This window comes from Chelatococcus sp. GCM10030263 (assembly GCF_042666455.1).
Lineage (GTDB): Bacteria > Pseudomonadota > Alphaproteobacteria > Rhizobiales > Beijerinckiaceae > Chelatococcus.
On sequence record NZ_JBHTDB010000005.1, the window covers coordinates 99,648 to 118,432 of the forward strand.

General features: G+C 63.2%; 18 protein-coding genes and 1 tRNA gene. 8 read left to right on the plus strand and 11 right to left on the minus strand.

The window, feature by feature from the left end; all coding sequences use genetic code 11:
* Nucleotides 1-9 precede the first annotated feature (9 nt).
* Nucleotides 10-1,809, minus strand: a complete 1,800-nt coding sequence (locus tag ACFQU1_RS10830) for an extracellular solute-binding protein (protein ID WP_378134010.1) — start codon at nucleotides 1,807-1,809, stop codon at nucleotides 10-12.
* Between the two features lie 336 nt (nucleotides 1,810-2,145).
* On the opposite strand from ACFQU1_RS10830, the gene ACFQU1_RS10835 reads away from it, so the two are divergent.
* Both ACFQU1_RS10835 and ACFQU1_RS10840 read left to right on the plus strand, forming a co-directional pair.
* Entirely contained in the window at nucleotides 2,146-3,333 is a 1,188-nt protein-coding gene (locus ACFQU1_RS10835) for a pyridoxal phosphate-dependent aminotransferase (RefSeq protein WP_378132297.1), read from the plus strand.
* 121 nt (nucleotides 3,334-3,454) lie between these two features.
* A complete protein-coding gene (locus ACFQU1_RS10840) occupies nucleotides 3,455-4,510 on the plus strand; it encodes an AbrB family transcriptional regulator (protein WP_378132299.1) in 1,056 nt (351 codons plus the stop codon).
* Between the two features lie 45 nt (nucleotides 4,511-4,555).
* Here the strand turns inward: ACFQU1_RS10840 and ACFQU1_RS10845 are convergent, their stop codons facing one another.
* Nucleotides 4,556-5,308 carry a fumarylacetoacetate hydrolase family protein gene (locus ACFQU1_RS10845; protein ID WP_378132301.1) on the minus strand — a complete coding sequence of 251 codons (753 nt, stop codon included), beginning with the start codon at nucleotides 5,306-5,308 and terminating at the stop codon, nucleotides 4,556-4,558.
* A 273-nt stretch (nucleotides 5,309-5,581) separates the two neighbouring features.
* On the opposite strand from ACFQU1_RS10845, the gene ACFQU1_RS10850 reads away from it, so the two are divergent.
* The gene (locus ACFQU1_RS10850; RefSeq protein WP_378132303.1) at nucleotides 5,582-5,785 is read left to right on the plus strand and encodes a Thivi_2564 family membrane protein; all 204 of its coding nucleotides are present in this window, start codon (nucleotides 5,582-5,584) and stop codon (nucleotides 5,783-5,785) included.
* A gap of 178 nt (nucleotides 5,786-5,963) precedes the next feature.
* Here the strand turns inward: ACFQU1_RS10850 and ACFQU1_RS10855 are convergent, their stop codons facing one another.
* Together ACFQU1_RS10855 and ACFQU1_RS10860 are read right to left on the minus strand one after the other, a co-directional pair.
* The gene (locus ACFQU1_RS10855; RefSeq protein ID WP_378132305.1) at nucleotides 5,964-6,212 is read right to left on the minus strand and encodes a hypothetical protein; all 249 of its coding nucleotides are present in this window, start codon (nucleotides 6,210-6,212) and stop codon (nucleotides 5,964-5,966) included.
* Nucleotides 6,213-6,489: 277 nt separating this feature from the next.
* Nucleotides 6,490-6,954, minus strand: coding sequence for a MarR family winged helix-turn-helix transcriptional regulator (locus ACFQU1_RS10860; RefSeq protein ID WP_378132307.1), 465 nt, complete (start codon nucleotides 6,952-6,954; stop codon nucleotides 6,490-6,492).
* Between the two features lie 541 nt (nucleotides 6,955-7,495).
* Between ACFQU1_RS10860 and ACFQU1_RS10865 the strand changes: the two genes are divergently transcribed.
* The gene (locus ACFQU1_RS10865) at nucleotides 7,496-8,806 is read left to right on the plus strand and encodes a porin (RefSeq protein ID WP_378132309.1); all 1,311 of its coding nucleotides are present in this window, start codon (nucleotides 7,496-7,498) and stop codon (nucleotides 8,804-8,806) included.
* A gap of 241 nt (nucleotides 8,807-9,047) precedes the next feature.
* Here ACFQU1_RS10865 and ACFQU1_RS10870 read toward each other — a convergent pair whose 3' ends face one another.
* The 6 genes from ACFQU1_RS10870 to hemA all read right to left on the minus strand — a co-directional run bounded on the left by ACFQU1_RS10870 (nucleotide 9,048) and on the right by hemA (nucleotide 14,697).
* On the minus strand, nucleotides 9,048-9,392 hold the full coding sequence (locus ACFQU1_RS10870; protein ID WP_378132311.1) for an EamA family transporter: 345 nt from the start codon (nucleotides 9,390-9,392) through the stop codon (nucleotides 9,048-9,050).
* 1 nt (nucleotide 9,393) lies between these two features.
* The gene (locus tag ACFQU1_RS10875) at nucleotides 9,394-10,149 is read right to left on the minus strand and encodes a class I SAM-dependent methyltransferase (protein WP_378132314.1); all 756 of its coding nucleotides are present in this window, start codon (nucleotides 10,147-10,149) and stop codon (nucleotides 9,394-9,396) included.
* 11 nt (nucleotides 10,150-10,160) lie between these two features.
* A complete protein-coding gene (locus ACFQU1_RS10880; RefSeq protein ID WP_378132316.1) occupies nucleotides 10,161-11,138 on the minus strand; it encodes a glycosyltransferase family 2 protein in 978 nt (325 codons plus the stop codon).
* Between the two features lie 283 nt (nucleotides 11,139-11,421).
* Nucleotides 11,422-12,912, minus strand: coding sequence for a hypothetical protein (locus tag ACFQU1_RS10885; protein ID WP_378132318.1), 1,491 nt, complete (start codon nucleotides 12,910-12,912; stop codon nucleotides 11,422-11,424).
* A 300-nt stretch (nucleotides 12,913-13,212) separates the two neighbouring features.
* Nucleotides 13,213-13,287 (minus strand) — tRNA-Thr (locus ACFQU1_RS10890).
* A gap of 183 nt (nucleotides 13,288-13,470) precedes the next feature.
* Nucleotides 13,471-14,697 carry a 5-aminolevulinate synthase gene (hemA, locus tag ACFQU1_RS10895; RefSeq protein ID WP_378132320.1) on the minus strand — a complete coding sequence of 409 codons (1,227 nt, stop codon included), beginning with the start codon at nucleotides 14,695-14,697 and terminating at the stop codon, nucleotides 13,471-13,473.
* Nucleotides 14,698-14,935: 238 nt separating this feature from the next.
* Here hemA and ACFQU1_RS10900 point away from each other — a divergent pair, with 238 nt between their 5' ends.
* Together ACFQU1_RS10900 and murA are read left to right on the plus strand one after the other, a co-directional pair.
* Nucleotides 14,936-15,115 carry a hypothetical protein gene (locus ACFQU1_RS10900; RefSeq protein WP_378132322.1) on the plus strand — a complete coding sequence of 60 codons (180 nt, stop codon included), beginning with the start codon at nucleotides 14,936-14,938 and terminating at the stop codon, nucleotides 15,113-15,115.
* Nucleotides 15,116-15,121: 6 nt separating this feature from the next.
* The gene (murA, locus tag ACFQU1_RS10905; protein ID WP_378132324.1) at nucleotides 15,122-16,411 is read left to right on the plus strand and encodes a UDP-N-acetylglucosamine 1-carboxyvinyltransferase; all 1,290 of its coding nucleotides are present in this window, start codon (nucleotides 15,122-15,124) and stop codon (nucleotides 16,409-16,411) included.
* Between the two features lie 21 nt (nucleotides 16,412-16,432).
* Here murA and ACFQU1_RS10910 read toward each other — a convergent pair whose 3' ends face one another.
* Entirely contained in the window at nucleotides 16,433-16,813 is a 381-nt protein-coding gene (locus ACFQU1_RS10910) for a hypothetical protein (RefSeq protein ID WP_378132326.1), read from the minus strand.
* Between the two features lie 218 nt (nucleotides 16,814-17,031).
* On the opposite strand from ACFQU1_RS10910, the gene ACFQU1_RS10915 reads away from it, so the two are divergent.
* Nucleotides 17,032-17,484, plus strand: coding sequence for a DUF2948 family protein (locus tag ACFQU1_RS10915; protein WP_378132328.1), 453 nt, complete (start codon nucleotides 17,032-17,034; stop codon nucleotides 17,482-17,484).
* Nucleotides 17,474-18,766, plus strand: a complete 1,293-nt coding sequence (gene hisD, locus ACFQU1_RS10920; RefSeq protein ID WP_378132329.1) for a histidinol dehydrogenase — start codon at nucleotides 17,474-17,476, stop codon at nucleotides 18,764-18,766. The genes ACFQU1_RS10915 and hisD overlap by 11 nt, the downstream gene beginning before the upstream one ends.
* Nucleotides 18,767-18,785: the final 19 nt, after the last annotated feature.

Here is an 18,785-nt window from a genome sequence, read left to right on the forward strand (position 1 = left end):
CCCGATCCGTCAAGGCCGCGCTCCCGCCTTGCCGGCGTCCTTCGACCACCAGATGCTCGGGAAGGATGACCCGCCATACTGCGGCATCGTCCCGGGATGGTCGAAGCGGTTCCAGCGCGCCGTCAGCTCCAGCATCATGTAGTATTGAGGCACCACATAGGCGTTCCACAGGAGCACGCGGTCGAGCGCGTGGGTTGCCGCGACCAGCTCCTCGCGGTTCTTGGCATAGATGATGCGGTCGACGAGGGCATCGACCGCCGGATTCTTGATGCCGGCGAGATTGTCCGAGCCCGGAATGTCGGCGGCCTGCGACGACCAATAGCCGCGCTGTTCGTTGCCCGGCGAAAGCGACTGTCCGATCACCGTCGCCGTCATGTCGAAATCGAAATTGCGCAGCCGGTTCTGGTACTGCGTGGCATCGACGGTGCGCACGCTCACCGCGATGCCGAGACGCTCCAGGGCGGCCTTGTAGGGCAGGGCCCAGCGCTCCATGGTCGAGTCGTAGCCGAGAATCTCGATGGTGAGCTGCTGGCCGGTCTGTTTATTGACGAGGCGATTGCCCTTGAGCTCGTAGCCCGCTTCAGCGAAGAGGCGTAGCGCCTCGCGCAGATTGGCGCGGGTCTTCTCCGGCGTGCCCCCCACGGGATTGGTATATTCCGTGGTGAAGACCTCCGGCGGAACCTTGTCCTTCACGGTGTCCAGGATCTCGCGTTCCAACCCCTGCGGCAGGCCGCTGGACGCAAGCTCGGTGCCGAAGAAGTAGGAGTTGATGCGCTGGTACCGGCCGAAGAACAAGGTGCGGTTCAGTTCCTCGAAATCGAAGGCGTAGTTGAGGGCGCGGCGCACGCGGATGTCCTTGAACTTGTCGCGGCGCAAGTTGAAGACGACGCCCTGCATGAGACCGAGATTGCGGATCGGGAACTCCTCCTTGACGACACGACCCTCGCGCACGGCCGGAAAGTCGTAGGCGGTCATCCAGTTGCGGATGACGTTCTCGCGCCGCCAGTCCACCTGGTCACCCTTGAAGGCCTCGAACAGCACGGTGGCGTCGCGGTAGTAGTCGATGCGGATCTCGTCGAAATTATTGGTGCCGCGGTTGACCGGCAGATCCTCGCCCCAATAGTTCGGCACGCGCTCATAAACGGCATAGCGTCCCGCTTCGAAGCTTTTGAGGCGATAGGGTCCGGAGCCGAGCGGCGGCTCGAGCGTCGTCGCCGTCACGTCACGCTTGCGCCCGTCGGGGCCGGCGCCCTCCCACCAATGTTTGGGAAGCACCGACAGTTGCCCGACGATCTGCGGCAGCTCCCTGTTGCCTTTTTGATCGAAGGTGAATGTGACCTCGTGGTCTCCCGTCTTCTCCACCTTCACGACATTATGCCAGTAGCGGGCATACATCGGGCTATTGGCCTTGAAGGCCTCAAAGGAGAAGATGACGTCCTCGGGGGTCACCGGCGTGCCGTCGCTGAAGCGGGCCTGCGGCCGCAGGCGGTAGGTGACCGAGGAAAAGTCCTCCGGATAGCTCACCGCTTCGGCGATGAGCCCGTATTCCGAGCCGATCTCGTCGGTGGCCGGCGTCGTGAGCGTGTCGAACACGCGCATGATGCTGCCCTCGAGCTCTCCCTTCACGCCCGCCACGACGGGATTGAAATTGTCGAAGCTGCCCATGGTGCCGAGGCGTACCGTGCCGCCCTTCGGCGCGTCGGGATTGACATAGTCGAAATGCGTGAAGTCCGGTGGATATTTGGGCTCGCCGATGAGCGACAGGCCGTGGCGCCAGACCGGCTCGGCGAGCACGGCCCGAGCCGGCATGGCGAGCGCGAGGAGACAGAGCACGAGGAGGCGAAGCCGCAATCAATCACTCCGTTCAATCTGGTCGCCGGCCGAAGCGGCGGCATGCATTGGGCGAACTCGTCTTACTATGGGCAATCGAGGCGCCGCCGCCAACCGTGCATCGCCGCCCACCCTTGTTACCTGCCGGCCTTCCCTTGCGAATCTGCCCCGATGGGGCGACATCAGCGAGGCATTTATCACGCATTTCAGGTCAATTGATCGCGAGATTTGATGGTTCCCAGCGCCCGATCCACGCTAAAGACCGGTTTCGATCCCGCGACGCGGGCCTCTTCTCAGACGGCGAATGATTCCACCATGATCGAGCAGGATCGTCTTTTGTCCGCCTTGCGCTCGGAAGCGCGGCAGGCACCCGTCAGCGGCATCGTCGATGTCTTCAACTACGGCCGCCACCGGGAAGGCCTGATCCCGCTCTGGGTCGGCGAAGGCGATCTGCCGACACCGGCCTTCATCGTGGAAGCGGCGAATGCCTCGCTCGCCGCCGGCGAGACCTTCTACACCTATCAGCGCGGCCTGCCGCCGCTGCGCGAGGCGCTCGCCGGATATATCGGGCGGATTTACGGTCGCCCTGTTTCGCCGGAGCGCTTCTTCATCACCAATGGTGGCATGCATGCGCTGCAGATCGCCGTCCGCATGGTGGCGGGAACCGGCGACGAGGTGATCCTTCCGACCCCGGCCTGGCCGAATTTCGCCGGTGCCATCGGCATTGCCGGCGCGCGCACGGTCGAGGTGCCGATGACCTTCACCGATCACGGATGGCTGCTCGACATGGAGCGGATCGCTGCGGCGATCACGCCGGCGACGAAGGCGATCGTCATCAACTCGCCCTCGAACCCGACGAGCTGGATGGCGAGCCGCGAGGACATCGCCACCGTTCTCGCCTTTGCCCGCAAGCACGGCCTGTGGATCATCGCCGACGAGATCTACGGCCGCTTCGTCTATGAGGGCGAAGCGGTCGCGCCCTCCTTCCGCGAGGTGATGGAGGCCGACGACCGCATCCTCTTCGTGCAGACCTTTTCCAAGAACTGGGCCATGACGGGCTGGCGCATCGGCTGGCTGGAAGCGGATCCGCGGCTCGGCCAGGTCATCGAGAACCTCGTCCAGTATTCCTCCTCCGGCACGGCCGCCTTCATGCAGCGTGCGGCGCTCGCCGCCTTGGAACAGGGCGAGCCGTTCTTTGCCGAGCAGTATGAGCGTGCACGCCACAACCGGGCGATCGTCTCGCAGGGTCTCGCGGCCACCAATCGCGTGCGCTTCGCGCCGGCACAGGGCGCTTTCTACCTCTTCTTCTCCGTCGACGGCGTCACGGACACCGACAGTTTCGCCCGGGTGCTGGTCGACGAGGCGGCAGTTGGGCTGGCGCCTGGCGGCACCTTCGGTGCGGGTGGCGAGGGGTTCTTCCGCCTCTGCTTCGCGCGCAACTCGCGGGATTTGGAGGAAGCCACGACCCGCCTGGCGACCGCGCTCCGCCGGATCGCCGGCTGAGCCGGCCATCCGGCTTTCTGCGGCTCCAGCCGCGCTGTTCGGCGCCGCGAGACGTTTGACGTAGCCTTGCGTGACGGGCATAGGAGCGTTCTCGCCCATCCCCCGCTGCACCCAAGCCTCCATGACCCCCAGTCGCTCCGTCGCTCTGGCCTTTGCTCGACAGCTCGGGCAGATCGCCTTTGCCGGCGCCGGCGGCCTCGTCTTCGCGCTCATCGGCGCGCCCGCCGCATGGGTCTCCGGCCCGGTTGCGGCAGTCGCGCTGCTCTGCCTTATGCGCAGGTCAGTCCCGGTGTCGATGCCGATCGTCGACCTCGCGATGTTGCTCGGCGGCATGTCGATGGGAGCTGCAGCAACCCCCGAGGCGCTCTCCGCCATGGGCAGCTACCCGGCGAGCCTGGCCCTGCTCGGCCTGTCGATCGTCGCGGTGATCGGCATGACCGCACTCTGGCTCATCCGCATGTCCGGCTGGAGCTGGACGGATGCGGTGCTCGGCGCCACGCCTGGCGCTTTGTCGACCGTGATAGCGGTTGCCGCCGATCGCGGCCGCAATGTCGGCGTGATCGCCGTGGTGCAGTCCTTCCGCCTGGCCGTGCTCGTCATACTGCTTCCGGTCGCCATCGTGCTCATGGGCAACGACATGGAGATCGCGCCTGCCAGGGAGGTCATGCCGCCCCTGCCGTTCGCGCTGGTGATCGGTGCATCGGCCGTCCTCGGGCTCGTGCTTCGGCGCATCAACATGGCCGCGCCCATGCTGCTAGGCGCCACGGTCGTGAGCCTCGTCAGCCATGCCTCCGGCGTGGTCCACGGCGGATTGCCGGCACCCGTTTATACGCTGGCGCTCGTCCTTATCGGCACCTTCGTCGGCTCGCGCTTCAGCACCGTAGACCGGCGCTCCCTCGTGGCAACCCTGCCGGCAGCCCTCGGCTCCTTGATTGTGTCCTTCGCCGTCGCCCTCATCTTCGCTGCGGCCTCGGCCCAGGTCGCCGAGGTGTCATTGGCTGCGGCGGTGATTGCCTTCGCCCCCGGTGGGTTGGAGGTGATGGCCGTGCTGGCGTTGCTCCTCGGGCTCGATCCGATTTTCGTCGGCACCCATCACCTCGCCCGGTTTATTCTGATCGGCCTTTTCCTGCCGCTGCTCATCGGCTGGATAGAGAAGCTGTCGCAACGGCAGAGGTGACCCCGTCCGGCGGGTTGGCGCTCGGCTAATGGATGAGAGAAGCGATCAGCGCGGCGTCAGCTTGGCGGCGAGGGGGCCAATGACGGTCATCGCCGCGATGGCGCTGGGCACGGGCACCTCGATGGCACCGCATAATGTGCCGGTCGTGATGAACTGCCCGCGCTTCAGCCCGCCGCAGTGCGATGGCGGCTCCGCCAGCATCGCCCGCATGGGCAATGCGATATCGCCTTGCGGATGGGCGACCGTCTGCCCCCAGATCATGTCGCCGTCGCGCATGACCGTGAGATGCAAGCTGTCGAGATCAGGCGAGCTCGCCCAAGGTGTCGATATCGACAGGAAATAGGCTCCATTCGACAGATTGTCGGTGAGCGTCGACAAAAAGGGCTGGGCTGTGCGGTCGCGGAAACGCGACTGAATGACCTCCATGCCGAGCGCGATGGTCGAGACCACCTCCGTGGCATCGGCGACGGCCTGGCCGGCCGTCACGTCTTCGTCGAGAATGAAGGCGATTTCCACCTCGATGACGCTGGGCGCATCCCGTGCCACCGGCAGTTCCGGCCCGCCCTTGCGCGTCAGGCGCTCGAGAACCGGCGCATAGACGGTCTTGCCTTGCGCATCGAAGCCGACCTTCCAGCCGGCGACCTCCGTTTCCAGCAGCTCGGCCACCCGTTCCTGAACGGCATAGGCGTCTGCGATACTGGTCACGAGATCGCTGGGCAGGTTTTCGATTCCCTCGCCGCTGGCATGGGCCGCCGCGAGGATGGCCGCCGCCCCTTCGATACGCTCCAATGCCGTCATGACGTCTCCAACCCATTGGCTCAAGAGCCAGACCAGCGGCATGATAGCCGCGCTATCCCGCCTTCGACCAGCCGATTGAGGCCAGCCTGTGACGGCTGGTCAGCCTCTGGTGGGCGAGGGGACAATCCGAGGCGCGATGGCGCGACGGAACTCTAGCGTGGCTTTGGGGTTGTCCTGAGCGAATGAACTGAAGCAAGGCTCGGACGTGGACGATCCCGTCAGCCGTTATGGGGCAGGTGCGAGTGCCACCGGCCCCTGTTCCAAGGGGTGCCTATGGCCATAACCGTTCTGACCCATGCGATCGTCACAATCCTGATCTGCGGGCTGGTGATCTGGCTCGTGTCCTTCCTACCCTTCGACGGCCGCATCAAGATGATCGTCCGGGTGGTGGTGGTCGTGCTGGGCCTGGTATCGATCGTCCGCTCGCTTGATCTGCTGGCGATCTCGCCGGCCCCCTCGACGCGCATCAGCGAATAGGAACCGTTCAGTCGGCTGTGCTGGCGCCTGGACCGTCGCGCCGCACCCGCTCACCGCGGGAGAGAGGCCTGTCGTCTCGGCATGTGATGTCCGCTCCTCGGCGGTTCGCACAGCTCATGCCGATCCTCGCTGAAAGAGCCTCCGGCGTGCCGGCCTGGCTCTCTCCGCGCAAGGATAGCTACGACGCTCGCGATGAACGCAGGTTCGGATTGCGGCGGAACTCTACGACGCCACCTGCGGCGATGACGGTTCGGGCAATTCCCTCGACCAGTTCCCGGTTCGAGAGCTTGCAATGGGGATTGGCGCGCCGGAATTCGGCAGCGGTCTGGTCGGCGCAGACCGGAAAATCACGCTTGATGGCGACGGCGACGTGCTTGCGGATCTCCTCGGATATGTCCTTTGGAATGGCTTGCGTGCTGCGAGGCATGTCAATCCTCCGCATAAATCGTGGCGCTCGGATCCTTGAGGGGATCATAGGAGCGCAACAGGTGCATGACGCTACATTGCGCTCTTTGAGTTGCGGAGTCGATGAATTTGAGACGGCCATGCCGGCGTCGCTCGGGTGACGTCGATCCGCCCTCCATCCGCGCGAGCGCCAAGCCGCATGTGCTTGGATAGGATCCCAGTTCGAGCAAAAAGCCCCTCATCGGGATGCGCGGAATTGGCGCAGAGCAAGCAGGGGGCATTCGGCCCAAAAGGATGGATTATGTCTCCAAGTTGCGGATGACGGACCTCATCAGAGTGACCAAAAGAGTCTTGCTCTCCTCCGAGAGGTCGCGGAGAGCCTGGGCGCCGATCTCATGGTAGGTTTTCTTGAGATATTCGGCCATCTCCCGGCCGGGTTCGGTCAGAACGAGCTTCTTGATACGGCGATCATGCGGATCGGGCTGGCGCTGGACGTAGCCGGCTTTCTCGAGCTCGTCGATCAACCGGACAGCAGTCGGCCCCTCGATTTCGAGATAGGCCGCCACCGAGGTCTGAGTCAGCCCCGCCTGATTGTACAAAATCGACAGAGTCCGCGCCCGGGCACGGGTCAAGCCGACCGAGGAAATTTTCGTGCTGATGGAAGTCGCCAATCGCCGCCTGGCCTTGCCCATCTCGACCAGAAACTGGTCTTCGAGGGAGGGGAGGGGCGGCAGCGATGTGCTTTCGACGGGGTAGCTTGCCATGGTGATCTCTTGGCTACGATCGATCTCCCTCCCGATATGAAACGCCTCTGGAGCGTTCTGTATAGTAAACATAAAACATAAGTCCTGAGCCGTATTTTATTGAGGTAGTCATGATCGTCAATTTGGCCGCCAATGGCGGATGTGAATGTGTGAACCGAATGGACACCAAGGCGAATCAACTTATCGTTACTACCTAAGTAAAGAGATCATCCACGATTGTGATAAAAAAATGGCGACGCAATCGATGCGCCGCCATCAAAGTGAAGGTCGATATCTGGAGGTCAGTCCAAAATATCGATTCCAATCTAGTAAGAGTTATCGGAATAAGCAATCCAAATTTATTAGCTTTCCTAACTAGTGTATTCGCAAGATATTAGGAATAACAACATTGTGTCTTATCAAAAACACAATTTCCGCAAATCGGTTGCCTGTCTGATGATTACAAGTAATAGACATTGAAAATTCTGCTCATCTATCGCTGTCTAGGCGAACTGCTCGAAGCGAGCGAGCTCAGCAGATTGGTAGATAGCGGAGATTGATGATGAAGCTGATGAAGGGCTTTCTGCTCGGTTCGATTGCGAGTGTCGCCGCAATCGTGCAGGCGCAGGCCGCCGACCTCCCCATGACGAAATCCGCGCCGGTGGACTACGTGCGTGTCTGCTCCGTGCATGGCGCCGGCTTCTTCTACATTCCCGGCAGCGATACCTGCCTGAGGGTGGGCGGCCGTCTCCGCGCTGATTACGTTTATGCGGAGCCGCTCTGGACGACGCCGGGAGACGGCCGTCAGAAGGATGCGACCGGCTTTCGCGCCCGTGCACGTCTGATCATCGACTCGCGCACCGCGACCGAATTCGGAACCGTGCGCGCCTTCTTCCGCTTGGATGTGACGCGCGACACCGGCTATTTCAACAATGGCTTCGCCTCGGGCAGCACCACCAAGACCAACCTCGACAAGGCCTTCATCCAGTTCGCCGGCATCACCGCCGGTGTGGCCCAGTCGATGTTCGACTTCTTCGCCGAGGATTGGAACTACGGCTCGGCGCCGAACGTCCTGCCCGGCTCCGACGCTGGCCAGACCCAGATGCTTGCCTATACCGCTACCTTCGGGAGCGGCTTCTCGGCGACCCTGTCGCTCGAAGACCGCAACCAGCGCAACATCGGCGCAACCGCGATCTTCGACGGCAGCGGCAATGTTCTCGCCGGCTATAACCCTGCAGGCGAGCGCATGCCCGACGTCGTCGGCAATGTCCGCGTCGACCAGAGCTGGGGCTCTGCCCAGCTGTCAGGCGCCATCCACCAGATGAATTCGTGGGAGCTCGACCCCTTCGGCGGCCGCATCGACGATGAATACGGCTACGCCGTGCAGGCCGGCGTGCATGTCTTCCTGCCGCAGCTCGCGGCCGGCGATAATCTGTGGTTGGAAGCGGCTTACGCCCAAGGCGCTCTCAACTACCTCGGCGTGACGGGCGACGTCTCCGTCGGCTCCTATGCAGACCTCATCGCGACCGACGGTGTCATCGTCGGCGACAGCATCAAGCGCACGACGGGATGGAACCTGCTCGCCGCCTTCACCCATTACTGGACGCCGAGCATCCGCTCCGGCGTCTGGGGCAGCTACACCGACGTGAACTACCCCGGCACGGTGACGGCGCCGAGCTACTCCATCCTGCGTGATTTCAAGGTCTACCAGCTCGCCGGCCAGCTCGTGTGGTCGCCGACGAAGGCCTTCGATATCGGTGTCGAGGTGCTCTACACGAAAACCGACGCCAGCCACAACGGCAATCCCTCGCTGGTCGTCAAGAACAGCCAGGACCAGTGGCAGACGCGCTTGCGGTTCCAGCGCGACTTCTGATCGGCCACCGCGACCGGTCTCGAGAACCCCGGCCCCCGTGCCGGGGTTTTTTGCGGGCGCGGGCATGGCCTCCGCCAGTCCAGATGCGTTGCCGTACTCCCGCTAAACGCTGCCGGGCCCCGGCAGATCGGTGCGGTGTCGGACGGGATGGGTCTTGGGGCATCCCGAGAAGACTGATGGGATCATGAGACGATCCCGGAGCTGGCCAATTCGCTGATTGGCAGCTTATCGGAACAAAGCCTCACGATTCTGCGCCAAGATAGACCAGAACGAGACCGACGATGATGGTAAGCCACCCTACCACGGAAATCGGGGCCGGGCGCTCGCCGAACCAGATAATGCTGGCAAGCCCGACGAGTACGAAGGTTAGAAGTGTGAACGGGTAAACCAAGAAAAGTGGGACGCGGGACAAGCCATAGAGCCACAACAAAACGCCGCCACCGTAGGCCGCAAGACCAAGTGCGACGTAACCGTTGACGAAAGACATAAGAGTCGTTCGATCGGTAGCACCGACCTTGAGGAGCACTTGTCCGAGCGCAGCAAATGCAGAACTGAGGGTCAGAACGAACGCAAGACTCGATGTCATCTCAACCGGCGTTTTGAATGGCGCGAAAGGTCGTCATTACGCGGTAGTTTATCCGCGAGAGCTTTGTCACCGTCTCGACCGAAAGGCTCCGTAGCAGTAGCTTGCGCGCCCTCCATGCCAAGCCGCCATATTCCTTTGCCTTGACCGCGGCGGGTAGCTGCGTTGCGCGTGCCGCATCCGACAAGCGCTCTTGGCCATCCCCGTTGGCGAACAGAAAGGCATTGAACCGGTACCACGGTTCGATGCTCCGATCCTTCGCTACTTGCGCTCGCAAACAGTCGAATCTGGCGTAACCATGCTTTTCGAACAGACGGGCCCAAAATTCGGGGGTCTGCTCATTGATGTGCATCTCTCCGCCTTGGCCCGGTTGAGCAGCGGAAAACAGAACAACGTCTCCAGAGGCACAAAGGCGAGCAATGAACGCCTCGGAGCAATCCGGCGGGATGTGCTCTGCCACTTCCATTGACTGCACCAGGTCGAAGCGCCGCCCGAGGTCCCAATGCTGCGTTATATCGGTTGCAACAAATCTGTCCGGAGGGACCGCCAGGCGAGCACGGTTTACATAAGCCCCATCAATTCCGACCACGTCATCGATCCCGAACTCGCGCCAGACACCGAGCCAAGTTCCTCGTCCGCAGCCGACGTCCAGAACGCTTTTCAGGCTCACTGCCTTCCGAACACTCGGAAGCAAGCCACGGGCCGACCGACGTGCTCCGGAGTCGACCCAATCAAAAAAGCGCTCATCATAGAGATGCAAGGCCTTTCCCTTCAATCACGATGCAACTGTTTGACGATGTACAATGGGCGCCCCTTCACCTGGATGAAGATTCGTCCAATGTATTCTCCGATAATTCCCATGGCGAATAATTGTACGGCTGAGAACGTCAGCAATGCCACCATGAGACTTGACCAGCCCGGTACGACGTCCTCGAACAGGTAGCTATAGATCGACCAGCCAATAAGTAGGACCGCGAGCGCCGCCGCCCCGAACGCCATCGTGTAGACGAAACGCAGGGGTGCTAAAGCGAAAGCGGTCATCGCATCCGAGGCCAGTGAGACCATCTTCGCGAGCGGGTATTTCGTTTCGCCTGCGAAGCGCGACGCCCGCTCATATTGGATCGCCACCTGGTTGAAGCCTATCCAAGACACCATGCCACGAATGAAGCGATGCGTTTCCGGCATAGAGTTGAGAATGTCGACGACCTGCCGGCTCATGAGGCGAAAATCGCCAACATCCGGCGGGATGTGCACTGATGAGACATGCGAAAGGACACGGTAGAACAGCTTCGCGCTCGCAATTTTAAACCAGTTTTCGCCGTCTCGGCGCCTCCGTTGGCCGTACGCCACGTCGGCGCCTTGATCCATGGCAGCCATCATCTCGCCGAGAAGCTCAGGCGGATCCTGGAGGTCCGCGTCGATGACGAGGATTCGCTCCCCCCGAACCACCGACAGGCCGGCGGACAAGGCTGTTTGATGGCCATAGTTGCGAGCCAAATCGACGATCACGACCCGAGGGTCACGCTTACGAAGACACTGCAGCGACTGAAGCGTACCGTCGGTCGAACCGTCATTGACGAAGATGAGCTCGAAGCGAGAGACTCCGAGATCGCTGCACACTCGGGCGAGCCTATCATAGCAAGCGCCGACACATTCGCTTTCATTGAAGCACGGGACGACGACGCTCAGCGAAATGCCCCGTGCCGCAGCGGCGGTCTCCTTCGTCGGTAGTGGACTGACGCCATGCATACGATCGCAAGCCCCCCTGCCATCTCGCTCTCTACGGGCTCTTCGCGCCCGATTAGGTATCCTTGTCGACCGAAATGTCCTAAAGATCAACGCTTTCGATAATCATTCTAGCAGTGGAATGCATCCCCGTCTGCCGCAAGGTGCTTCGACTGGCTTGAGCGATCACGAGGCACACCATGAAGCGATCGTTCTCGGGCATGGCTCGAATTCCAGAACGCCGCCGCACGTGGGATGCCTTTTGGCGCGATTACCCGACGGAATGTTGTCAACGCGTACCCGTAATCTAATGCTGCGGGGGCATGCAGACGAGGATTATGTCGTCGCGTTTCCTGACCTCCCAAGGACCGGATGCCCCATCACACAGCGTCTTGTCGACACGAACGAGTTGCAGGTCGAGACCGCTTGCTCGCCGGAGGATGTTGGCATTGCTCCATTCGGTCGAAAACGCGGACAGGTTCATGTCCATATACTGCGCTCGATGCAATTGAGCAACCGACCGCCAATCACTCACAATCGCGATCTTGACGCCTTGGTGGAGTGCTCCGATCCGCCTCAAGTCATCGACGATCGCACGTGCGATCACCTCGTCCTGCTCCGCCTGCCGAAACCGTTCGTGAAGGAGTGATATCTGGTTTGCGGCAGATAGGCATACGAAGGCTACAGCGAACCAGCGGGGCGCGGCCTGAATGCGGACGAGCTGCTTGAGCGCTGTCCAGGCGATGAGCAGGCATCCGACCTGCCAAAAGGCCGACTGCGACATGCTCCTAAGTGTTGGCCAATACGTAGCAGTCGTCAGGTTCATGGGATTGGGAGTAACGGCGACCGCCGCGGCGAAGGCCAGAGTAGCCCACCACGCATCGGCGTTTCGAGGCTGTTTCAGGATCCGCCAGATCAGGGCCCCCAAAATGCCGATCTGTGCGGCCGCATAGATGATCCGTTCATGAAGCGGAAACGTGATGCGATACGGGACAACACCGTTCCAGAATGGGTGGATGATGTCGAGGGCGTACGGTCCGAGATTGGCCGAAACTGAGGACACCGTTCCTGCTCGGCCCGAAGAGGGTAGTCCCATTACCGTGGCGAGACGCGTCGAAAGCAGGAACAAGACGCAGGCCAGAAGGAAGCCGGCTACCAGGGGGGCTAGGTTCCGTATCGAACGAGGCGACTTTTCAAACGTGAGTTGATCGTGGACCAACGCAAGCGCCGCAGCGAAGAGCAGCGTGAGTGCGAACGGCTGGTACGAAACAAGAGCGATCCATCCGGCTCCTCCGATGGCGGCGACGCTGCGCAACGGACGGTCTGATAATCGCCGGGCAGCGAAGATGGCCAAGCCGGATCCGCCTAGGGCAATCGCGTAATTGATGTACCCCATAGTGAAGGGATACAGTTCCGAAAAATAGCCATGCAGGCCGACGAGGAGCGTCATCCATGGCACAAGCGACGGCGGTAACCGTGCATAGCGGACGATCTGGTCTGAGCAGAACCAAACGCTCAGAGGGAAGGCAATGATCCAAAAGCCAGCGGTGCTGAAATAGTCATATCCGAAGCGGCTTACGACATAGTTTACCACCGAGACTGCGTAGCGATAATTCGCGGCGTTTCCGCCTATGAGCCAAACCGCAGCTTCGCCGCTATAGGCCGGCCCGATGTCGTCCGGGGTTGCGAGAAAAGGTCCGGCGGCGCACAAGAGGATCAGCGCCACTACACATAGGCTCGTGAGGAGCTCACGCATGATGCGGCTCTGGAAATTATTCGGGTCGGGCAGTTCGGCCATCATCGGATCCCCAGAAGCGACGGAGCCTTAGCATGCGTACGACACTGCCCTCAATCCACCGGTAGCCGACGATCTAGCCCAATTCGCAACGAAACCGCAGTTTGGACTGTTGCCTCATGGCTCCCGCCGCCATGAGTGGGGATCGAGAACAAATCGAAAAGGGAAGGGAAGAGACGGGTGCCGGAATATCCGTGGATATCTCTAGGGATATTCCACGTCCGCAGCACGCTCGTTTCGGCTTCACTGTGCCTGGAGCAGGTTATCCGGGCGCGGCCGTCGCGAGAAGTTCGAGAGTTTGTCTGGTGCTGCCGGAGAGGATTGAACTCTCGACCTCTCCCTTACCAAGGGAGTGCTCTACCACTGAGCTACGGCAGCATAGGCTTCGGGCTGAAAGCGGCCGGACACTGCCACAAGGCTCTGGCAGGTGCAAGGCCGCAAGCGCCGCTATTTCCTCCTGCGGCGCGTCGGCCACAAGAAATCCCCGGACGTCAGCGCAAGTGACTGAACGTCAAGGATTTGCGCGCAGGATCTCGCGTCGGAGACACAGCAGATTGTGCCTCAGGCAGCCGCAGCCCGGCTTTGCAGCGGCAGGCCGAGCTTGCGCCAGACGGTAACGAGGCCATGGGCCAAATGATCGACCAGATCGTCCGTATGGAACGGTGTCGGCGTGATGCGCAGACGCTCCGTGCCACGCGGCACCGTCGGATAGTTGATCGGCTGTACATAGATGCCGTGCTCCGTCAGGAGCAGGTCGCTGGCGCGCTTGGTGAGCTCCGGATCGCCGACGACGACGGGCACGATATGGGTCGGATTGCCCTTCACCGGCAGGCCGGCTGCGGTCAGCACGGCTTTCGTGCGCGCCACCTGGGCGCGGTGGCGCCGGCGCTCCTCTCCGCTGACGGCGAGATGCCGCACCGAAGCGAGCGCCGCAGCGGCGATCGCCGGCGGCAGCGCCGTCGTGAAGATGAAGCCGTGCGCATTCGAGCGGATGGCGTCGATGACGAGGTTCGAGGAGGCGAGATAGCCGCCGATGCAGCCGAAGCCCTTGGCAAGCGTCGCCTCGATGACGTCGAGCCGCTCACGCGCCCCGATCTCCTCGGCATAGCCTCCGCCGGTCGCGCCGTAGAGGCCGACCGCATGCACCTCGTCGATATAGGTCATCGCGCCGTAGCGCTCGGCGAGATCGCAGATGGCATGAATCGGCGCGACGTCGCCGTCCATGGAATAGACGCTTTCGAAGACGATGAGTTTCGGCCGGGCAGGGTCGGCCGCCTTCAGGAGCTCTTCGAGATGGGCGAGATCGTTGTGGCGGAAGATCACCTTCTCGGCGCCCGAGCGGCGCACGCCCTCGATCATCGAATTGTGGTTCTGCGCATCCGACAGGATGAGGCAGCCGGGCAGAAGCATGGCGATGGTGGCGATGCCCGTCTCGTTGGAGACATAGCCCGAGGTGAAGACGAGGGCGTTCTCCTTGCCGTGGATGCCCGCCAGCTCCCGTTCGAGCTCGACGATCGGCCGGCTCGTGCCGGCGATGTTGCGGGTGCCGCCGGCACCGACCCCCATGCGCCGCGCGGTCTCCGCGGCGGCTTCGATCACCGCCCCGTGCCGACTCATGCCGAGATAGTCGTTCGTGCACCACACGACCACATCCCGCGGACCGGCGGGAGAGTGCCAGATGGCTCTGGGAAAACGCTCGACATCGCGTTCGAGCGTCGTGAACACCCGGTAACGCCGTTCCTCACGCAAGGTGTCGAGGGCGGATTGAAAAAAATGGTCGTAGATCATCCAGCCTCCCGTGCGACCGGCGAATGCGCCCTGCGATCAGCCTCGAAACACAATCGCAACCCATCCCACCATAATTGGAGAAATTCCATATTGAAACCGGCGATACAAGACGTCGCGACGCCGCAGGCGCGGCCCGGGTCGGTCGGGGCCCCGGGGCAACGCCTCGGCCCCGTCAACCTTGCCTCTTGTTTGGGGCAGTGGAGATGGCTATTCGCTTGAGGCATGAGGGCAGTTGCACATGCCGAGGAACGAGATCGATAAGCGGCAGGCGCGTTTGGCGGCTGCATTGCGCGAAAATCTCAAGCGCCGCAAGGAGCAGGGCAGGGCAAGGCGTTCCGCCGTGGCGGAGACCGCCGAAGCCGACCTCTTGCGCGGCCAGGAACAGATGGACCGGCCGCGGCCGGAGACGAAGGACTGATTGTCGATGGATCGAATTCGCATCACCGGTGGTGAGCCGCTCAACGGCACCATCCCCGTCTCCGGCGCCAAGAATGCGGCCTTGCCGCTGATGATCGCGAGCCTTCTCACCGAAGAAACGCTCGAACTGCACAATGTGCCGCGGCTCGCCGATGTCGCGCTTCTTCTGCGCATTCTCGGCAACCATGGCGTCGATCACGCCATTGCCGGCAAACGCCCCGGCCAGACGGCCGAGACGGGCCAGAGCATTCGCCTCAAGGCCGGATCGATCATCGATACGGTCGCGCCTTACGAGCTGGTCTCGCGCATGCGGGCGAGCTTCTGGGTGGTCGGTCCGCTCGTGGCGCGCATGGGCGAGGCGCGCGTGTCGCTGCCCGGCGGCTGCGCCATCGGCACGCGCCCCGTTGATCTCCTGCTGATGGTTCTGGAGCGGTTCGGCGCCACCGTCGATATCGACGCGGGCTATGTCCTGGTGCGCGCTCCACGCGGGCTGAAGGGAGCCGAGATCAGCTTTCCCAAGGTCACCGTCGGCGGCACGCATACGGCGCTGATGGCCTCCGTGCTGGCGGAAGGCACCACGGTCATCGACAATGCGGCGTGCGAGCCGGAGGTGGCCGATCTCGCGCAATGCCTCATCAAGATGGGCGCCCGCATCACCGGCGCCGGCACGTCGCAGATCGTGGTGGAAGGCGTGGCGCGGCTCGGCGGTACCGAGCACACGGTGCTGCCGGATCGCATCGAGACGGGCACCTATGCCATGGCGGTCGCCATGACCGGCGGCGACGTGCTGCTCGAAGGCGCGCAGCCACATCTGCTGCAATCGGCCCTCGATGTGCTGACGCAGGCGGGTGTCGAGATCGCCGTCAGCAATGCCGGCATCCGCGTGAAGCGCAACGGTGCCGGAATTTCGCCGGTCGATGTCACCACTGAGCCCTTCCCGGGCTTCCCGACGGATCTTCAGGCCCAGCTCATGGCCCTGATGAGCCGCGCCAAGGGCACCACCCGCATCCGCGAGACGATCTTCGAAAACCGCTTCATGCATGTGCAGGAGCTGGCGCGGCTCGGCGCACGGATTCGCCTCGACGGCGACGTAGCCTATGTCGACGGCGTGGAGCGCCTGAAGGGCGCTCCGGTCATGGCGACGGATCTGAGGGCGTCCGTCTCCCTGGTCATCGCCGCGCTCGCAGCCGAGGGCGATACCATGGTCAATCGGGTCTACCATCTCGACCGCGGCTTCGAGGCGCTCGAGAGCAAGCTCGCGCGTTGTGGCGCCCGGATCGAGCGCATTTCGGGCTGATCCGGGCCGCCTAGCTGCTTCTCAGCGCACGATGCCGCGCTTGCGGCCGAAGCCGGGGATCTCGCAGCGGCAGGAGATGCCGCGCGGGGCCGAGACGCGGCAGTTTCCGCGTGATGTCACGCAGACGCGGCCCCAATCGGAGCGTCCACCGCGGCCGCGGCCCCAATCGGAGCGGCGATCGCGGCCCCGCCGGCCGTCGTCATCCCAGCCGTCGCGGTCATAGCCGCCACGTGGACCGCGACGCCAGTTCGGGTTGCGGTCGAGATCCCGCGGATTGTCTGGATAAAGTCCCTGCCCTTGCCGGTCGTAGCCGGGGGCGTATTGCGCCTGCGCGCTTGGCGGTGCGGCGAGCCAGCCGCCCGCCACCATGGCAAGCAGCAGGAAAAGGTACCGGTAAGACATGCTTTCCTCCAAAGATCCCCTCGGACCAGCGGCAGCCGGCACAATCGCCGCGAATCGCCTTGCCGCACGGCGGAACAGTAATAGTTAAACGCTGTTGGTTCATGGATGTTTCACGCCGGCCTCCGCGATCAGGCACCGTGGCGGTTGCGCGGTGCCCGCACGCGGGATAACACACCAGGGTGGGCCCCATTGGCATCGATCGGATGGCGGATTTGGCCATGGAGCAGATCAAGCTCGTTGCGCTCGATCAGGAGGATCTCGCTGTCGTGTCGGCGCATCTTCAGGATGCGCTTCTGCGAGTCGAGGACCTTGCCTACTTGCCGCGGCGGCGGTGTTTCATCATGGCGCTCCGCCGGTTCGACTGGGAAGCCGCGGATGCCGAGAAACCGCGTCGCAGGCTGTCGGCGCTTCACTTCAACAGGGTAGAAGCGGTCCGTCGGCAGAAGGTCGACCCCGCCCGTCCGAAAGACGTGCTCAACCTGCTGGCGATCGATTTCGTCGAGACGGAGGCGCCCTCCGGCCGTGTCCTCCTTCTATTCTCCGGCGGGGCCGTCATTGAGCTCAGCGTCGAATGCATCGAGGCACAGCTGAACGACCTCGGTCCCGTATGGGAGGCCTCGGGCCGCCCTGTCCATGACATTCTCGAAAATGACAGCAACGATGCCCGTTGAACTCGACAGTACGGCCGCTGACTTTCCCGAGCGTTTTGCCGCCCTCCTCGCCATGAAACGCGAGGTGGCGGAGGAGGTCGACCAGGCGGTCGCCGCGATCCTGCGTGAAGTCGCCGACCATGGCGACGGGGCGGTGATCGCGTTCTCTCGGCGGTTCGACCGGCTGGAGCTCACGCCGCAGACACTGCGTGTCAGCGAGGATGAGCTCGCCGCGGCCGCCGGCGCCTGCGATCCGCAGGCGCTGGCAGCGCTCGAAACGGCGCGGGCGCGCATCGAGGCCTATCACACCCGCCAGAAGCCGGCGGATATGCGCTTTACCGACGATCTCGGTGTGACGCTCGGCTGGCGCTGGACGGCGATCGCCGCCGTCGGCATCTATGTGCCGGGCGGTACGGCGAGCTATCCCTCGTCGGTCCTCATGAACGCCGTGCCGGCGAAGGTGGCGGGCGTCGAGCGCATCGTCATGGTGGTGCCGACCCCGGGCGGTGTGGTCAATCCGCTGGTTTTCGCGGCGGCCAAGCTCGCCGGCGTCGACGAGGTCTATCGGATCGGCGGCGCTCAAGCCGTGGCGGCACTGGCCTATGGCACGGAAAGCATCCGGCCGGTCGACAAGATCGTCGGGCCGGGCAATGCCTATGTGGCGGCAGCCAAGCGCCGGGTCTTCGGGCGCGTCGGGATCGACATGATCGCCGGCCCTTCCGAGGTGCTCGTGCTTGCCGATGGCACAGCCAATCCAGACTGGATCGCCGCCGACCTGCTCGCCCAGGCCGAGCACGACACGGCCGCCCAGTCCATTCTCGTCACCGACGACGGCGCGCTCGCCACGGCGGTGGCGGCCGCGGTCGAGGGTCAGCTTACCACCTTGCCGCGCGCCGAGATCGCCCGTGCCAGCTGGCGGGACTTCGGCGCGATCATACACGTTCCCACGCTGTCGGATGCCGTGCCGCTCGTCGATCGTCTCGCGCCGGAGCATCTCGAGATCATCGCCGCCGATGCCGAGCGCCTCGCCGCTTCCATCCGTAATTGCGGCGCGATCTTCCTCGGCGGCCATACACCGGAGGCGATCGGCGATTATGTCGGCGGGTCGAACCACGTGCTCCCCACCGCCCGGTCGGCGCGCTTCTCCTCGGGGCTCGGCGTGCTCGATTTCATGAAGCGGACCTCGATCCTGCACTGCACGGCTGAAAGCCTGGCGGTGCTCGGCCCTGCCGCGGTCGCGCTCGGCCGCGCCGAGGGGCTCGATGCGCATGCCCGCTCGGTGAGCATCAGGTTGAATCGGTGAGCGGCGGGAGCCAACCGGC

What these genes read in the sequence shown, in the direction of transcription:
- ACFQU1_RS10830 (WP_378134010.1), bottom strand. Translation starts at nt 1,809, where the DNA reads ATGCCGGCTCGGGCCGTGCTCGCCGAGCCGGTCTGGCGCCACGGCCTG.
- ACFQU1_RS10835 (WP_378132297.1), top strand. Translation starts at nt 2,146, where the DNA reads ATGATCGAGCAGGATCGTCTTTTGTCCGCCTTGCGCTCGGAAGCGCGG.
- ACFQU1_RS10840 (WP_378132299.1), top strand. Translation starts at nt 3,455, where the DNA reads ATGACCCCCAGTCGCTCCGTCGCTCTGGCCTTTGCTCGACAGCTCGGG.
- ACFQU1_RS10845 (WP_378132301.1), bottom strand. Translation starts at nt 5,308, where the DNA reads ATGACGGCATTGGAGCGTATCGAAGGGGCGGCGGCCATCCTCGCGGCG.
- ACFQU1_RS10850 (WP_378132303.1), top strand. Translation starts at nt 5,582, where the DNA reads ATGGCCATAACCGTTCTGACCCATGCGATCGTCACAATCCTGATCTGC.
- ACFQU1_RS10855 (WP_378132305.1), bottom strand. Translation starts at nt 6,212, where the DNA reads ATGCCTCGCAGCACGCAAGCCATTCCAAAGGACATATCCGAGGAGATC.
- ACFQU1_RS10860 (WP_378132307.1), bottom strand. Translation starts at nt 6,954, where the DNA reads ATGGCAAGCTACCCCGTCGAAAGCACATCGCTGCCGCCCCTCCCCTCC.
- ACFQU1_RS10865 (WP_378132309.1), top strand. Translation starts at nt 7,496, where the DNA reads ATGAAGCTGATGAAGGGCTTTCTGCTCGGTTCGATTGCGAGTGTCGCC.
- ACFQU1_RS10870 (WP_378132311.1), bottom strand. Translation starts at nt 9,392, where the DNA reads ATGACATCGAGTCTTGCGTTCGTTCTGACCCTCAGTTCTGCATTTGCT.
- ACFQU1_RS10880 (WP_378132316.1), bottom strand. Translation starts at nt 11,138, where the DNA reads ATGCATGGCGTCAGTCCACTACCGACGAAGGAGACCGCCGCTGCGGCA.
- ACFQU1_RS10885 (WP_378132318.1), bottom strand. Translation starts at nt 12,912, where the DNA reads ATGGCCGAACTGCCCGACCCGAATAATTTCCAGAGCCGCATCATGCGT.
- hemA (WP_378132320.1), bottom strand. Translation starts at nt 14,697, where the DNA reads ATGATCTACGACCATTTTTTTCAATCCGCCCTCGACACCTTGCGTGAG.
- ACFQU1_RS10900 (WP_378132322.1), top strand. Translation starts at nt 14,936, where the DNA reads ATGCCGAGGAACGAGATCGATAAGCGGCAGGCGCGTTTGGCGGCTGCA.
- murA (WP_378132324.1), top strand. Translation starts at nt 15,122, where the DNA reads ATGGATCGAATTCGCATCACCGGTGGTGAGCCGCTCAACGGCACCATC.
- ACFQU1_RS10910 (WP_378132326.1), bottom strand. Translation starts at nt 16,813, where the DNA reads ATGTCTTACCGGTACCTTTTCCTGCTGCTTGCCATGGTGGCGGGCGGC.
- ACFQU1_RS10915 (WP_378132328.1), top strand. Translation starts at nt 17,032, where the DNA reads ATGGAGCAGATCAAGCTCGTTGCGCTCGATCAGGAGGATCTCGCTGTC.
- hisD (WP_378132329.1), top strand. Translation starts at nt 17,474, where the DNA reads ATGCCCGTTGAACTCGACAGTACGGCCGCTGACTTTCCCGAGCGTTTT.